This is a genomic window from Thermoanaerobacter brockii subsp. finnii Ako-1, assembly GCF_000175295.2.
Classification (GTDB): domain Bacteria; phylum Bacillota; class Thermoanaerobacteria; order Thermoanaerobacterales; family Thermoanaerobacteraceae; genus Thermoanaerobacter; species Thermoanaerobacter pseudethanolicus.
The window spans coordinates 551,592-568,335 of the sequence record NC_014964.1 but is presented as its reverse complement, the minus strand read 5'-3'; the positions used below and the strand labels follow the sequence as shown (position 1 = coordinate 568,335).

Annotated in this window: 14 protein-coding genes; 4 read left to right on the top strand and 10 right to left on the bottom strand. The window is 34.0% G+C overall.

Going from position 1 to position 16,744, the window contains the following annotated elements:
• The 9 genes from THEBR_RS02765 to THEBR_RS02725 form a co-directional block, all read right to left on the bottom strand.
• Positions 1-1,260 carry an NAD(P)/FAD-dependent oxidoreductase gene (locus THEBR_RS02765; RefSeq protein WP_003866564.1) on the bottom strand — a complete coding sequence of 420 codons (1,260 nt, stop codon included), beginning with the start codon at positions 1,258-1,260 and terminating at the stop codon, positions 1-3.
• Positions 1,253-2,755 (bottom strand): NAD(P)/FAD-dependent oxidoreductase, encoded by a 1,503-nt coding sequence (locus THEBR_RS02760; RefSeq protein WP_003866563.1) that lies wholly within the window; start codon positions 2,753-2,755, stop codon positions 1,253-1,255. The genes THEBR_RS02765 and THEBR_RS02760 overlap by 8 nt, the downstream gene beginning before the upstream one ends.
• Before the next feature lie 168 nt (positions 2,756-2,923).
• Positions 2,924-4,417 carry a glycerol kinase GlpK gene (gene glpK / locus THEBR_RS02755; protein ID WP_012269054.1) on the bottom strand — a complete coding sequence of 498 codons (1,494 nt, stop codon included), beginning with the start codon at positions 4,415-4,417 and terminating at the stop codon, positions 2,924-2,926.
• A gap of 72 nt (positions 4,418-4,489) precedes the next feature.
• Positions 4,490-5,221, bottom strand: a complete 732-nt coding sequence (locus THEBR_RS02750) for an MIP/aquaporin family protein (protein WP_012269053.1) — start codon at positions 5,219-5,221, stop codon at positions 4,490-4,492.
• A gap of 77 nt (positions 5,222-5,298) precedes the next feature.
• Positions 5,299-5,868: a glycerol-3-phosphate responsive antiterminator gene (locus THEBR_RS02745; protein WP_003871376.1), complete on the bottom strand. Its 570-nt coding sequence runs from the start codon at positions 5,866-5,868 to the stop codon at positions 5,299-5,301.
• 283 nt (positions 5,869-6,151) lie between these two features.
• Complete coding sequence (gene pdaA, locus THEBR_RS02740) at positions 6,152-7,024, bottom strand: delta-lactam-biosynthetic de-N-acetylase (protein WP_012269052.1); 873 nt, start codon at positions 7,022-7,024, stop codon at positions 6,152-6,154.
• A gap of 71 nt (positions 7,025-7,095) precedes the next feature.
• Positions 7,096-7,656, bottom strand: coding sequence for a CRISPR-associated protein Cas4 (gene cas4 / locus THEBR_RS02735; protein ID WP_012269051.1), 561 nt, complete (start codon positions 7,654-7,656; stop codon positions 7,096-7,098).
• On the bottom strand, positions 7,653-7,931 hold the full coding sequence (locus tag THEBR_RS02730) for a hypothetical protein (protein ID WP_012269050.1): 279 nt from the start codon (positions 7,929-7,931) through the stop codon (positions 7,653-7,655). Before THEBR_RS02730 ends, cas4 begins: the two co-directional genes overlap by 4 nt.
• Positions 7,932-8,095: 164 nt before the next feature.
• Positions 8,096-10,426: a sugar phosphate nucleotidyltransferase gene (locus THEBR_RS02725; protein ID WP_012269049.1), complete on the bottom strand. Its 2,331-nt coding sequence runs from the start codon at positions 10,424-10,426 to the stop codon at positions 8,096-8,098.
• Positions 10,427-10,553: 127 nt separating this feature from the next.
• Here THEBR_RS02725 and THEBR_RS02720 point away from each other — a divergent pair, with 127 nt between their 5' ends.
• Together THEBR_RS02720 and THEBR_RS02715 are read left to right on the top strand one after the other, a co-directional pair.
• Positions 10,554-11,480, top strand: coding sequence for a Na/Pi cotransporter family protein (locus THEBR_RS02720; protein WP_004400573.1), 927 nt, complete (start codon positions 10,554-10,556; stop codon positions 11,478-11,480).
• 54 nt (positions 11,481-11,534) lie between these two features.
• Entirely contained in the window at positions 11,535-12,620 is a 1,086-nt protein-coding gene (locus THEBR_RS02715; protein WP_004400576.1) for a GerAB/ArcD/ProY family transporter, read from the top strand.
• 12 nt (positions 12,621-12,632) lie between these two features.
• Here THEBR_RS02715 and THEBR_RS02710 read toward each other — a convergent pair whose 3' ends face one another.
• Complete coding sequence (locus THEBR_RS02710) at positions 12,633-14,042, bottom strand: PIG-L deacetylase family protein (protein WP_012269048.1); 1,410 nt, start codon at positions 14,040-14,042, stop codon at positions 12,633-12,635.
• Positions 14,043-14,179: 137 nt separating this feature from the next.
• On the opposite strand from THEBR_RS02710, the gene THEBR_RS02705 reads away from it, so the two are divergent.
• Both THEBR_RS02705 and THEBR_RS02700 read left to right on the top strand, forming a co-directional pair.
• Positions 14,180-15,115 carry a dipeptidase gene (locus tag THEBR_RS02705; protein WP_041589971.1) on the top strand — a complete coding sequence of 312 codons (936 nt, stop codon included), beginning with the start codon at positions 14,180-14,182 and terminating at the stop codon, positions 15,113-15,115.
• Positions 15,116-15,443: 328 nt separating this feature from the next.
• On the top strand, positions 15,444-16,685 hold the full coding sequence (locus THEBR_RS02700; protein WP_003866547.1) for a serine hydroxymethyltransferase: 1,242 nt from the start codon (positions 15,444-15,446) through the stop codon (positions 16,683-16,685).
• Positions 16,686-16,744 lie beyond the last annotated feature (59 nt).

The window sequence follows — 16,744 nt, the reverse complement described above, 5'->3', positions numbered from 1 at the left end:
TTATCCCTCCTCAACTAAAAAGACAATACCTTCTTCAAGATTTGCATTTTTTAGTATGTCTTTACTTAAATTTACATCAATCATTTCACCAGGGGTTAAGCGCTGCCTTTTTTGTCTTAGTAAATATTTGTCTCCTGACTTTACTGCTAACATAGCATTGTTATAAACGTTAACAGGTCTCATTCTGAATTTTATCCTTTTTTCTATGTTATCTACATTTATCTTTTGCGGAACAACATAACGTATGCCATTACCAGCTTTTACGGCAATATTGCTTTTTCCAAATTCACCTTCTCGAATAAATCGTATTGCTGAATTAGCTGCCAATCTCGCTTCTGCAGTAACATTGTCAACTAAGTCGTGAACTTGAAGGACATTGCCACAAGCAAAAATTCCAGGAACACTTGTTTCTAACATTTCATTTACAATAGGTCCTCCTGTTATAGGGTCTAGCTCTATACCGGCCTTTTGAGAGAGCTCATTTTCAGGAATCAAGCCAACAGAAAGTATTAACGTATCACAACTTATATACTGTGCAGTCTCCATAATTGGCTCTCTATTTTCATCAACTTTGGCAATTGTAACTCCTTCTACCCTGTCTTTGCCGTGAATTTCAATGACAGTGTGACTTAAAAGAAGAGGAATATTAAAGTCCTCTAAACACTGAACGATGTTTCTTGTAAGTCCACTAGAGTAAGGCATGAGTTCTACAACTGCTTTGACTTTTGCTCCTTCTAATGTAAGCCTTCTCGCCATAATAAGCCCAACATCACCAGAACCTAATATCACTATTTCTTTCCCTGGAAGATATCCTTCCATATTTACATACCTCTGAGCAGTACCTGCTGTGAGAATACCTGCTGGGCGAGTGCCAGGTATCATAATAGCACCTCTCGGCCTTTCCCTGCATCCCATAGCTAAAATTATAGCTCCAGCTTTTATTGTGAACACACCTTCCTTAGAATTAACAGCTTTTACAATTCTATCAGGAGTTATTTCCAAAACCATAGTTTCCAACATTACATTTATGTCATATTCTTCTACTTTATCAATGAATCTTTGTGCATATTCTGGTCCTGTCAATTCTTCTTTAAATTCCTGAAGTCCAAATCCATTGTGTATGCACTGCTCTAAAATACCCCCAAGATATTTATCTCTTTCAATTATGACTATATTTTTTACACCCTTTTCATAGGCTTCTACAGCAGCACCCAAGCCTGCAGGGCCGCCACCTATTATGACTATATCATAGTTAAGCATTCTCATACACCTCTTTCTTTAAAACCTCCGATGCTTTTTCTAATAAAAATTTTTTTGTCTCTGCAGTTAGTATATTCGAATTTCTTCCATGCTTTGTAACCTCAAGAGGAGAAATATTAAGTTCTCTTGCTAATATTTCAACAACTCTCGGCCCACAAAAACTTCCCTGGCATCTTCCCATTCCAGCTCTTACACGCCTTTTAACACCATCTAAAGATTTTGCACCTACAGGTCTTCTTATCGCATCTATTATCTCTCCTTCCGTCACTGTCTCACATCTGCATATTATTCTTCCATAAGCAGGATTTTCTTTTATAAGCTTGTTTCTTTCCTCGTCTGAAAGTTCAGTAAATCTTATGACTGGTTTTCTTTTTGGGTTAAAATCTACTTTTTCAATCAACTGAAGTCCAGCATCTTTAAGTATATCCCTTATCATTTCAGCGATAGCAGGAGCTGCAGTAAAACCAGGAGATTCTATTCCAGCAGCATTTATAAATCCTTTCACATCAGATTCTCCAATTATAAAGTCTTTGTCTTCTGTATCAGGAGTCGCTCTAAGTCCTGTAAACTGAGTGATAGTCTTTCTGACATCAAATTTATCCACACTTCTTTTTGCAACTGTAATTGCTTTATTGAGCCCTTCTCTGGTAGTTGCTTTAAATTCTTTATCTTGTATGTCTTCTGAAGTAGGTCCTATCAATAGATTTCCATCAACTGTAGGAGAAACTAGTATTCCTTTACCCATTTTAGTTGGAACCTGGAATATTACTGTCCTTGCAAGATATCCTTGGTCTTTATCTAATATCAAATATTCTCCTTTTCTAGGATGCACAGAAAATGGCTTCGCCCCTACCATGTTATTTATGACATCTGAATAAAGTCCTGCAGCATTGACAACATATTTACTGTAAAATTCTTCTTTGTGAGTTTTTACTATAAAGAAGTCCCCATTTTTTTTGATATCAATTACTTCTGAATTAAAAACAAATTCTGCTCCATTTTGTGCAGCATTTTCTGCCACTGCAATAGTATATCCATAAGGACATATTATTCCTGCTGTTTTGGCATACAAAGCAGCAACTACAGTGTCATTTATGTGTGGTTCTATCTCTTTGACCATATCTTTTGTAATGAGAGACAACCCTTTGACACCATTTTTTATTCCTCTATCAAACAATTCATAGAGCTCTTTTACCTCTTCTTCAGAAAAAGCCACAACTAAAGAACCTGTTCTCTTTATTGGAACATCCAAATCTTTACACAACTCATCGTACATTTCATTTCCTCTGACATTCAGCATAGCTTTTAAAGTACCAGGTACAGGGTCATAACCCGCATGTAGTATTGCGCTATTAGCTTTAGAAGCCCCTTCTGAAGCCACATCTTCACCTTTTTCTACAACTAATATTTTTAATTTGTATTTTGAAAGTTCTCTCGCAATTGAACAACCAACCACTCCAGCACCTATTATTAAAACATCGTACATTTCTTTCATAGTCATTAAAACCTCCTTAAAAGATAAAAAACCATATATAACCGATCCTATCGGCTATATATGGTTCTCCAAATCTCCACCATACTTATTATTTATTTTTTCTCCCTTTAATAAGATATATTCTACAAATCTTTTAAAATTCCTGCTACTTTTTATCAATTTTTTATTTTATTCTTCAGCCCATTTCATAGCCCTTTCTACAGCCTTTTTCCAACCTTTATACAATTTTTCTCTCTTTTCATTATCCATAGCAGGTTCAAAATGCTTATCAACATTCCAATTCTTTTCTATTTCTTCTCTGCTGTTCCAGAATCCTACTGCCAATCCTGCAAGATAAGAAGCACCTAAAGCAGTAGTTTCAATTACTTGAGGCCTGTCAACCGGAACGCCTAAAATGTCAGATTGGAATTGCATCAAGAAGTTATTAGCACTTGCTCCACCGTCAACTTTTAAAGCTTGTAATCTGATTCCCGAATCCTCTTGCATAGCCTCTAGTACATCTCTTGTCTGATAAGCAATGGATTCCAGTGTTGCCCTTATTATATGTTCCCTTTTTGCTCCCCTTGTAAGTCCTACAATCGTACCCCTTGCATACATATCCCAATAAGGTGCTCCAAGTCCTACAAAAGCAGGAACAACATATACACCGTTTGTGTCTTCAACTTTCATCGCATATTCTTCACTTTGCGGTGAATTGTCAATTATTCTAAGTTCGTCTCTCAACCACTGTATCGCAGCACCTGCTATAAATATACTACCCTCTAAGGCATATTCTACTTTTCCATCAATTCCCCAAGCGATTGTAGTGAGAAGTCCAGTATTTGAAGGCACGGCCTTTTCCCCTGTATTCATAAGCATAAAGCAGCCTGTTCCATAGGTGTTTTTTGCCATCCCAGGTTTAAAACAAGCTTGACCAAACAAAGCTGCCTGCTGGTCTCCCGCATCTCCGGCAATAGGTATCTCTACTCCAAATATACTTTTATCAGTATAGCCATATACATAACTGGAAGGCTTAACTTCCGGAAGCATTTGCTCTGGTATGTTAAGTTCAGCCAATATCTCTTTATCCCATTTAAGCTCATGTATGTTAAAGATCATCGTCCTTGAAGCATTGGAATAGTCGGTTACGTGTACCTTACCTCTTGTCAAATTCCAAATAAGCCATGTATCAATATTTCCAAAAAGCAATTCTCCTTTTTCTGCTTTTTCTCTTGCTCCTTCAACATTATCCAAAATCCATTTTATTTTAGTACCAGAAAAATATGCATCTACTACAAGTCCGGTTTTTTCTCTAATTTTCTTGTCAAAACCTTTATTTTTTAGTTCATCGCATATAGGAGCAGTCCTCCTGCATTGCCATACTATTGCATTGTAAATAGGTTTTCCTGTATTTTTATCCCACACAACAGTTGTCTCTCTCTGATTTGTAATGCCAATAGCTGCAATATCCTCCGGATTAATACCCGCTTTTTCTATAACACCTTTTGCAACACCTATTTGTGTACCCCATATCTCCATTGGATCATGTTCTACCCAACCTGCCTTAGGATAAATTTGCTTAAATTCCTGGTTTAGTGAAGCTATTATTTTCCCGCTGCGGTCAAAAATTATCGCACGGGAACTTGTTGTCCCCTGGTCAAAAGCCATAATGTACTTTGCCATCTCTTTTCCCCCTCATAATTTTTGTTATATTTGTCGGCGAGAGAAAAACTCTCGCCGATTTAAGCTCTTTCACTAATGTATATTCACAATAAGTTGGTAAACTATGGCTCCAAGTATTCCTCCGACTATCGGCCCAAATATTGGAACTATTAAGCCGTATCCCCAATCAGAATCCCCTTTACCTGGAATAGGAAGAACAGCATGAGCAAGCCTTGGTCCAAAGTCTCTTGCTGGATTAATTGCATAACCTGTAGGTCCACCTAAGCTTAACCCTATTGCCCAAATAAGTAAACCAATTAGAAGCGGTCCTAATCCTCCAACTAATTGATTGTTGCCATTTGTTATACCCAGTATTCCTATTAAAAGCATAGCAGTACCAAATGCCTCTGTCATAAAATTCTTACCCAACTTTCTTATAGCTGGAATAGTTGCAAAAGTACCAAGCTTAGCTGTGGGATCTTCAGTTGCTGCATAATGATCCATGTACATCAAATAAACAATTATAGCTCCCACAAAAGCTCCTAAAACTTGTGCTATAATGTAGCCTGGCACCAAACTCCATGAAAACTTGCCTATCGTTGCTAAGCCAATTGTCACAGCTGGATTTAAGTGAGCACCACTTATCCACCCAACTGTATACGCTCCTACCATTACTGCAAATCCCCATCCCGCGGTGATTACAATCCAACCGCTGTTTTGCCCTTTAGATTTATTTAAGACAACGTTTGCAACCACGCCATCACCTAACCATATAAGTATCATCGTACCAAAAAATTCAGCAACATATTTTGCAAGGTCACTCATAAAATATCCCTCCATGATTCCAAAATTTATTAAGTTTTATTTTTTAAAACTCAATTTTTATGTCTCTCACCCTCCTTTCACTCAATAAACCACAGATTTTTTTCACTCGTTGATACGGCAATAGCTCCAGATTTAAGTGCATTTATAACTTCTTCTTTTGTCTTGACTAAACCTCCTGCGATGACTGGTTGATGCACATCTACTGATATTTCACTTATCACTGAGGGAATTATCCCAGGCATTACTTCTATTGCATCTGGAACTATTTGTTTTGCTGAAGCAAACCCTGTTTTTAATGCCTGGGAATCTAAAATGAAAAGTCTCTGGATGCAGAAAAGATCAAATTGTTTAGCGTGTATCAAAATATTATTGCGGGTAGAGATTATACCATGGGGCTTTATTTTTTCAGCCAAATACTCTACTGCTTTGTTGTCCTTTCCTAAACCTTCAAGCAAATCAAAATGCACAAAAACAATTTTATCATGTCTTTTGACCTCTTGAACTATTTCAGAAATGTTCATTATGTCACCAGTAAGTAAAAATATCACCTGTGCATTTGAAGAAAGAGCCGTATTTAAATCTTTTGCCTCTCGCACTGCAGCTATTATCGGGAAGTCTCTCATTGCATCCAGAATCTTTTCTCTCATTTTTATACCCCCATCTTTTCTTTATGCAAGTAATATGCCAAAAAACTCTTCAGTAAAATGAGTAAAAAAAATAACTATTTGGTATAAAATATCAAAGGTCATTTTTTATCATGATAATTAGTATCAAAATGTTATTTAATTAACATTCTCTTTTCCTCTTGATTTTTTATTGCCATAAAAAATCCTATAGCCAAAATTCCTAAGTAAACATAATAAACAAAAAATCTCCATATATTTATAAAAATTTCTAACTTACTGGGAGGAAGTATAAATTTTGCTTTTTTCATGGTATATCGTCTAGAGTTTTAAATTCATATCCTTCAGCTTTAATACTCTTAATTATTCTATCAAGGGCTAAAGCATTGTCTTTTGAAACTGCATGAAGAAGTATTACCGCCCCCGGATGAAGCCTTTTCATAACAGTATTATAGCTTTCTTCTGGACCTCCAGGAAGTGGCTGCCAATCAGCCATAGCAAGGCTCCAAAAAACAGTCCTGTATCCTAAAGACTTAGTAAGATAAAGAGTCCTTTCACTATATTCTCCTTTGGGAGGTCTAAAATATTTCATCTTTTTCCCCGTTAGCTCTTTAAACATATCCCCCAATTTAGTTATTTCCTCTTTTACTTTTTCATCAGACAAAGTAGGCAAACTTGGATGATTGACAGTGTGATTGCCAACTATATGTCCTTCCTCCACCATTCTTTTAACCAAATCAGCATGTTCCTTTACATAAGGTCCAGTTACAAAAAAAGCTGCTTTTACATTGTTTTCTTTGAGTATATCTAGTATCTTAGGAGTATAACCAGCTTCATATCCTTCATCAAAAGTCAAATAAACTACCTTTTTTGTCGTGTCACCTACAAAAATAGCGTCGTATTTTTTTATAAGCTCCATCGCCTTAGGAGTTATTTCTGGAGTTTGATGATTTGGCAACACTCTTACTCCCCAACCATATAAAGTGTTGTCCAAATTTTCTGTGTTAGTATAAACCGTCTTGTTAACTGTATTAGATACTTTTTCTTTAGGTTTCTCTAAAGGCTTTTGTAAAGCTTCATTTCTTTCTGCTTTTGTAATGTCTTTTTTAGCTATTCCACAAGAGACAATCGAAAAGCACAGAAAAATTCCTATTAAGATAAAGAATAATTTTCTTACCATAGCCATACCTCACTTCAATTTTTCTATATTTCTTTTTTATTTTTTCTCTATATAAACGCAATATTCTGTATTTATTTGGAAGTATTTTTGTATATTTCGCAAACAGTTTCTTTACAGGGGCAAAATTTACATAAAGCATACGAAGGATTTACTTCAGGCAAATAATTACCTTCTTGCATTTTTTTCATTTGCTTTAATATATTAAAAAGCTCTCTTCTTAGCGATCGTCTATTATACACTTCAAACATTGAATTTTTATAAACTACTCGCCCTCTTTTTACCCTTTTTTGGTATACATCTTCTATTATCAAAAAATACGCAACTAGCTGCATAACATCTTTATAATAAGGTGTATCCTCTGCTTGACTGCTTTTTAATTCTATTGGTATCAATTCTTCTCCTAATTGGTAAATATAATCTGGTTTTCCCGATAAACCATATTTATCTGATTTTAATAATTTTCCATATATTACTCCTTTTTTCTTCACTTCTTGCGGCTTATCTATGTATATTATTTTGCCACCTCGAAATCCTATGCTTCTTTTCATTTTTTTATAATAAGGCCTTTGTTCGATAATTGACTGAACAAGTAAATATATGGTGAAAAATAAAAAAATTATATTGAGAATCATTTTAAAACCCTCATAATTGCAATTATTAATAAAATAGCTATAATTCCAAAAATAATTGCATATTTTTTATATCGCACTTTCACAATATCCTTGTAATATTTTTCATGATATTCTATCCCTTTCTTAAAGTTACTAAATTGCAAGTCTTGCTCTTTTGGTTCTCTCAAACCATTGATATATTCAAATCCATATTTTTTTATATAATACCACTGATAAGGGCAATAAAGAAATTGATTTATCTCTGTAGCGGAAATATATTTACCCTCTTTTTTCATAATAAAACACCTTCAAGAGAAATTTTTCATGCCCTTATTATACCATATAAAAAAACGGGGGTAAAACCCGCTTCAAACTGTAGTGCGTGCATAAGGCCAGCCTCCGGCATCCTTGCATCCGGCCCCGCCTACGTCTCTTTGTCTCGCAAACTTCAAATAAAATTTTACTTTTGTACAATACTTTTAATTTCTTTTTCATACATTGAAAATAACTCTTCAGCTCTTTCTTTTGTAGGAGCTTCTATATAAATATTACAAGCAGGTAATTCATAATCCGGTACTACTAACACCCATGAATCTTCTTTATTAAACTTTAAACCATCTAAAAATTCTGCCCCTCCATCGGCCTTTTCAAAAAGCATTCTTATTATTTTTCCTTTATCTCTCCAATCGCATTTTATACTTTTGGTTATTCTATATCTTAAAGGAAAACTATCTTTTATAGAGGAAAGTTTTTGAGAGGTATGTTGTAAATATTCTAAAAGGTCTAGTAAAAAACTAAATCCGTCAAAATTTAAATTAATCTGTAGATCTTTTTCTACGCCTTCCTTCGACACTATTGTTTTCATTCTATCTTTATGGGAAATTTTGCTGCTTACAGTCTCAATAGCAAATTCCTTCGCAAATTCTGTCAAGTATTTGGAACTATCGAAAGGAAGTACAAAATTTTTGGCCCCTTGCTCTTTAGCAATTAACATTCTTATAAACTCAAGTTCATCTTCATCAAATTCTCTTCCCTTTTCGTCGTAGAGTTTAACTTTTTCCCCATTTTTATAAAAAAGCACCCCTACATCATAAGACTCTTGCGTTATAAAAAACTCATTTTTACCTACGGCTTCTAATAGCAGTTTTGTTTTTTCATCGTAAGGTTTAATTTTAAAACTTTTATAGGCAGTCCTTTTTTTAAAAAGAAAGTTAAGATAATCATTGTTTATATCAATTTCTCTTATAGATTTTAAATTTTTCCCATCAACTCGTTCAATATCATATACCCTCAATTTGTTTTCTATTTTCTTTTCTAAGTTTCTATCGATATCACACCCTTCTTTATCAAGAAACAAAATTCTTAAATTTCCTTCTTCCTCCTCTACATAAATTCCTCCTCCACACTTATTTTTCTTAATTCCATATCTTAAAGAGGGGAGAAGAGTATTATTGGCTTTTAAAACCTCACAACCACCAGATACAAGCCCGAAACTTATTAAATCGCTTATAAATTGAGATACAATATCCCCATCGTGTCCTACCAACACACTGCTATTAATTATATTGCCAAAAACTTCTCCAATTTCAACTGCAATTTGAGGAGTAATGTCCTCATTAAGAACCCCTTTAATTCCCCTATATCCAAAAGTCAAGGGCTTCCTTCCATTCCCCCACACTACATCTTTTGCGACAACAGAGCCTTCATCTATTATTTTATAGGGCCATATTTTTACCTCTGGCTTTATTTCAGCAAAGGATTTTATTTTACAACTCTCCCCTATAACACTGTTTTCAAAAATTCGGACATTATTGCCGATTCTCACTCTATTGCAAACTACACAACCCCTTAATTCACAATTTTTATCTACAATTATTTCATCCCACAATACAGCATTTTTTAAACTGCTCCCTTTCTTTATATAGTTATTTTTACCAATTATTACGTTAGGTCCTACAACAGCGTTAGCTTCAATTATTGCATTGTCTCCTATAATCACAGGAGGGATGATTTTAGCTTCAGGAGAAATTGTAACATTTTTACCTATTACCTTTCCCTTTTTAAGTAACTTATCCTTATATCCTAAATCTACTCTTCCTTCTAAAATATCAAAATGACTAGTGATGTATTGATTGGTATTTCCTATATCACACCAATATCCTCCTGTAATATAACCGTACATTGGAATATCATTTTTCAACAACATAGGAAATAAATCTTTACTAAAATCAAAAGGCTTATCTTGAGGTATAAACTCCAATATTTCTGGTTCTATTATGTATATACCCGTATTTACTGTATCGCTAAACACTTCTCCCCAAGAAGGTTTCTCTAAAAATTTTTTTATTTTGCCTTCCTCATCCACAATCACAACACCATATTCCAACGGCACATCTACTCTTGTCAAAATAAGAGTAACTTTTGCCCCTTTCTTTCTGTGAAACTCATAAGCTTCTTTTATATTAACATCAGTAATTACATCTCCGCTCATAACAATAAAAGTATCATTTAGAAAGTCTCTAGCATTTTTGACACTGCCTGCCGTCCCTAACGGCTTATCCTCTATATAAAACTTTATTTCATCCCCATATTCTTCTTCTAAATATTTTTTAATCTTTTGAGGCAAGTAAAAAAGCGTAACAGCTAAATCTTTGATTCCATATTTGTGTAAGTGTTCCACTATGTGCTTTATCGCAGGTTTATTTGCAACAGGTACCATAGGCTTAGGTATATCGGCTGTTAAAGGTCTTAGTCTACTTCCTTCTCCACCCGCCATGATTATCCCTTTCATCCAACCACCTCTAAAAAATATTATTAACCTCTAATTCTTAGTGTTTTTTATTTAATGAAAAATTATTCATTTTAAGACATTGGCAACATAAAATTGAAATAGGAAAGGACTTTGCGGGGGAGTAAAAATGATAATCTCTTTAATATATTTCGCGGCAGGAATAGGAGTATTTATTTGGGGAATTTTTACTTTAACAAGGGGATTAAAGGTCTTCTCACAACAAAAAATTTCTCAAATTATTAACAATTTTGCAAGCAATTTATTAAAATCAATAATAATAGGTTTTTTTATAACCTTAATTATTCAAAGCAGTAGCATGGTAACTGTAATCGCAGTAACAATGGCAGGAGCAGAGCTTTTAACTCTTAAAAGCGCAGCAGGTATAATTATAGGTTCTAATATTGGAACTACTATTGCCGTGCAGCTTTACGCATTTAATCTGTTTAAAATAGCCCCTTATTTAGTTTTTATAGGTTCTGTACTACATTTCCAAAATTGCAATACTAAATTAAAATTTGTAGGAAATGTATTTTTAGGATTTGGATTAGTATTTTATGGTCTTAAGATAATGGAACTGGCTACAATGCCTCTTAAAAAAAATTCTAACTTCGAGCTTATTAGTGCTAATCTTTCAAATCCTTTCTGGGGAATTCTTGCTGGAATAATCACAGCATTAATCCTTCAATCAAGTAATGTAGGTATAGCAACACTACAAGTTTTGGTCTCCTCTCAACTAATAACCTTGCCTCAAGCATTGCCAATAATATATGGTTTAAATATTGGAACTTGCTCAGAGGCTATCATACTGAGCTTTGCCTCTAACAAAGAAGGGAAAAAAATAGCTCTCTTTAACATTTTTCTTAATATAGGGGGCACTATACTCTTTTTGCCTTTTACAAATTTTTTTGCAGAGTTTTTGAAACTCATCTCCCCCCACAATCCTTTAAGACAGGTGGCAAACGCCCACACATTTTTTAATCTTTTTTCTGCACTTTTGATAATTCCTTTTCTTAAGCAACTTTTTGTTTTAATAGATAAATTAGTAAATAAATAAAAAATTCAATTAATAGGAATCCTAATATTAAAGTTTATTTTCAAGGTGGTAACAATGAACAAAAGATTAGAAGTTAGCGATTTATTGTTTTTAATGATAACTTTTGAGATTGGAACATCAGTACTCTTTTGTTTGGGAATTAAAGCAAAACAAGATTGTTGGCTTTCTATTTTAATTGCAATGCTTATTTCTCTGCCAATTACACTTATGTACGTCTCCTCTTTTGAAAAATCGCAAAAAAATCTTCCACAGTTACTTGAGTTTGTTTATGGGAAATATATAGGTAAAACTTTATCTCTAATTTATGCTCTGTACTTTTTATACATTGCTTCAAGAAACGTAAGAGACTATGTAGAACTCAGTGTAAATACAATATATTCTCGAACACCTACATATATTTTTTCTTCTTTTATGCTTATATTAGTAATGTATTACCTCCTATTTGATATATGTGTACTTGCCCGCGTTGCTAAAATTTTGCTCCCTCTTATTTTAGCTATTATGGCTTTTCAAACAACTATGATAATGATGGGAGATAATTTTAGTTTTTCAAGGCTTTTACCAATTTTAGAAAATGGAATTGTTCCCGTAATCAAAGCAGCAATTCCTCTAATTGTGACTTTTCCATTTGGTGAACTTATTGCTTTTACTACAGTTTTTGATAAAGTAAAACAAAAGGAAAAGATAAAAAAGATAATGCTGATAACCACTGTTTTTACTGGTCTACTATTGTCCTTTAACAATATCATTATAATTTCTTCTTTAGGAGCAGATGAAGCTTCAAGAGAAAATTTCCCATTGTATCAAGTTATAAGATTAATAAATTTAGGAAATTTAAAAAACCTAGACACTTTGTATGTATTTATAATGATTATAGGGGTATTTTTTAAGATTAGCGTATTTACTTATGCAGGACTTACCATGATAAAAAATGCGTTGGAATTAAAAAGTTATAAATACCTGCTTTTCCCTGTTTTGTCGATGATTTTTGCTGCTTCTTTTATAATTGCCGACAGTTATCAAACCCACATACTTATAGGTCTTAAATTTACTCCTTTTTACATACATGTACCTCTACAAATAATTTTACCTATGATTACTTTTCTATTTCTAAACATAAAAGAAAAGAGAAAACCTTAAAAGCCTTCTCTTTTACTCACCTATTTTATACATATTCCAAGGTATTTTATCTATAAGACGATTCCTATAAATAGAATCCGCTCCCATAAATATATATCTTAAATTATTCACCTGTGGTATTTTTACTTCAACCCACATTTTATTTCCATTGATTATAGGTTTTGCTGCTATGACATCTGTCAAAGAATTTTCTGCCCTTTTATACTGATATAATTTTCCATTTACAATTCCTAAATCAATACGTTTTATATCATTTTGATCTTTATAAAATAGCCTCATTTCAACATGGTAAATTACTTTTTTAGATATTGGTCTTGCCGATTCTAAGCCGATGTACAATTTATTGTCGTAATAAAAAGCTCCTAATCGCGTTAAAGCTGCACTTCTGTATATTTCCTCATTTAACATGCCACCAGTATACACTTTTAAAAGAGTATGAGGCAAAGCTCTACTTTGTAAATCTGGTTTTGAATCAACTACAGGAATAGTGATGACAGGTTTTGTAGCAAATAATTCGGTTTTTCTTACAAAAGCCATTAAAAATGGTTCCATAACATCTATTTGGGTCCTATATTGTTTTATAGCCACTTGTTTCAAATCTATTTCTTTTGGAGTTAAGTCAAAAGATTGCCATTCTGTGTTACTATCTTTCATATCTACAGGAGGTAACATGGGCCTATTTTTCTCCGCCATCCATGGCACTGGCCATTGTGGATGATGGACTAAAAACATATGCTCACGGACATTTATATTCACAGCGGTAATAGTATATCTCACAAAATTGCTTACTGCCCAATGGTCGGGATGCATATCATCTGCTAAAGGATAATATATATCAGTAGGTTTAAAATCTTTAATTATTTCCGTAAGTTCATTAACTAAATTTTGTCCTGTATATGGAATACCCGGCTTATAAACTGTATCATAAGGAGCATATGCCACATGAATTCCGCCACTCACTCTTGGACGGCCATTATCCCAATATTGGCTCCACAAAAATCTGGTGCTCCCATCAGCAAACCCTAAAAAAATTAAATCTTGTCGCGGTAATCCCAAAACTCTCATGGCAACAATACTTTCTTGCTGTCTTGCAAGTCCAAAACGATAAAAATCTTGAGGAGTAGGATTTGTTTTACCACAAAATGACATTGCAGCTTTCTTGTAACTCTCTCCACTTGTGACTATTACTACTTTAATAGGCCTTTTAAGTTCTACAGCTCTTTGAATAATTCCTGCCATTCCTAAAGTCTCATCATCAGGATGAGGAACTATAATGAGGATTCTTTGCCCAGGGTCATCAAAAGTTGGCAGTGTACCTTTTTCTGCGAAGTTTGCAATAGCCATTTCCCAATTCATTATATAGGATATTCCTATTAATAAAGCAATAAACAAAGAAAAGTAAATAGTCCGTTTATTTATCATGCTACTCTGCCTCCATTCATGCTATTATTTTACTATACATTTATGAACAAATTATTACATGATATCAAATTTTGAAAAATATTTTGTTGTGCTACAATCATACTATGAAGAAAAAATAAAAAGAGGGAAGGATGAATATGTTTGTAGATTTTCACTGTGATACTCTTTATCGTTTAGTGGACAAAAAAATAGATTTCACTGAAAGGTCAAAAGAAGGTCATGTGGATTTACAAAGGATGAAAGAAGGCAAAGTCCATCTGCAGGTTTTTGCTGTATTTGTAGACCCAAAACAAATGAGAAAAAATGCTGCCACAATGGCTTTAAAAATGATTGACAAAATGCATGAAGTAATCGAAGAAACAAAAGAATTTAGATTAATATTAAAAGGAGAAGATATAGACAAAGCAAAAGAAGAAGAAAAAATTGGAGCATTGCTTTCTATAGAGGGTGGCGAAGCTTTAGAAGGTGAAATTTCTCTTCTTAGGATGTTTTATAAATTAGGGGTAAGAGCTCTCACTTTAACTTGGAGTTTGAGAAACGATTTAGGGGACGGAGTAGACGGTGTTAAAGAAGCGGGGCTTACTTCCTTTGGCAGAGAAGTTGTAAAAGAAATGAATCGCTTAGGAATGATTGTAGATGTATCTCATCTTAATGAAAAAGGAATTTGGGATGTAGTAGAACTTAGTGAGAAACCTATTATAGCTTCTCATTCTAATGCTAAAACCCTATGCTCCCACAGAAGAAATTTGACAGATGAGCAAATAAAAGCGATAGCTCAAAAAGGCGGTGTAATTGGAATAAATTTTGCTCCACAATTTTTAAGAGATGAAGGTCAAGCTACATTAGAAGATGTTTTAAATCATATAAATTATATATGCGAATTAGTAGGAGAAGATTATGTAGGTTTTGGTTCTGACTTTGATGGGATTAGCAGTACTCCTGAAGGATTAAAGGACATATCTTATTTCCCCGCAATTTTAGAAGGACTAAGAAAAAGAGGATACACCCAAGAACAGATTGATAAGATTTCTCACAGAAATTTTGAAAATCTTATCAAAAAAATTCTAATATAAAAACAAAAAGAGCCCTGGAATACTCCAAGGGCTTGCATATGTTAAAGGGGGAGTCATTGTTTTGACCAAGTATACATTATACAGTCCTTTTTCAAAAAAATCAAGACCTCAATAAAATTTTTTTGAGGGATAGGGGGTATCTTTAAGGGAGCTCATCTTATATTATAACCAAATTTGTGAGTTTTAAAATTAAAATCTCGTTAATTTTGTTAAGTTTATGTTAAATTTTTGTTAATTGGCGTTATTTTCTTCAAAAAGAAGTGCTGTTGAATATAGTATACAAAAGATTTATAATAGAGGTAGATAATGAAACATAGGGGGTAAAGTCATGGATATTGAAATAATAAGAAAAACTGATCCAGAAATTGCAGACGCAATTGAAAAAGAGCTTATAAGGCAGAGAAATAAAATAGAGCTTATAGCTTCTGAAAATTTTGTAAGTAGAGCTGTAATGGAAGCAATGGGGTCCCCTCTTACTAATAAATACGCAGAAGGGTATCCAAATAAAAGGTATTACGGCGGTTGCGAATATGTGGATATAGCTGAAGAGTTAGCAAGAGAAAGGCTCAAAAAACTTTTTGGTGCTGAACACGCAAATGTACAACCTCATTCAGGAGCACAGGCAAACATGGCTGCTTATTTTGCTCTTATAAAGCCAGGAGATACTGTGCTGGGAATGGATTTAGCCCATGGAGGGCACCTCACTCATGGAAGCAAAGTCAATTTTTCAGGCCAAATCTATAATTTCGTATCTTACGGAGTAAGAGAAGATACAGGATATATAGATTACGATGAAGTAGAAAGAGTCGCAAAAAAGCACAAACCCAAATTGATTGTCGCAGGTGCTAGCGCTTACCCAAGGATAATCGATTTTAAGAGATTTAGAGAAATTGCAGACAAGGTTGGAGCTTACCTAATGGTAGACATGGCTCATATAGCTGGTCTTGTAGCAGCAGGTCTTCATCCTAATCCTGTTCCTTATGCAGATGTCGTTACGACTACCACCCATAAGACTTTAAGAGGCCCAAGAGGAGGAGCTATTCTTTGCAAAGAAGAATACGCAAAAGCAATAGACAAAGCACTCTTCCCGGGCACACAAGGTGGCCCTTTAATGCATATAATAGCAGCAAAAGCCGTTTGTTTTAAAGAAGCTCTCACCGATGAATTCAAAGAATATCAAAAAAGAATTGTCGAAAATGCAAAAGCTTTAGCAAATGCATTAATGGAAAGAGGAATAAATTTAGTGTCAGGTGGAACCGATAACCACTTGATGTTGTTGGATTTAAGAAACACAGGAATAACAGGCAAAGAGTTAGAAACAAGATTAGATGAAGTAAACATAACTTGCAACAAAAATGCTATACCTTTTGACCCATTAGGGCCAAATGTCACTTCTGGTGTGAGACTGGGAACTCCAGCTGTTACAACAAGAGGAATGAAACCTGAAGATATGGTAGAAATAGCGGACATTATAGTCAATGTAATAAGGGATGAAAACTATAAAGAAAAAGCAAAAGAAAGAGTAGCAAATCTTCTCAAAAAATACCCTCTTTATGAGGACCTCATATAAAATCGAGTAGGAGCTGAATAATTATTTTATTCAGCGTCCTCTCACACCACCGTACGTAC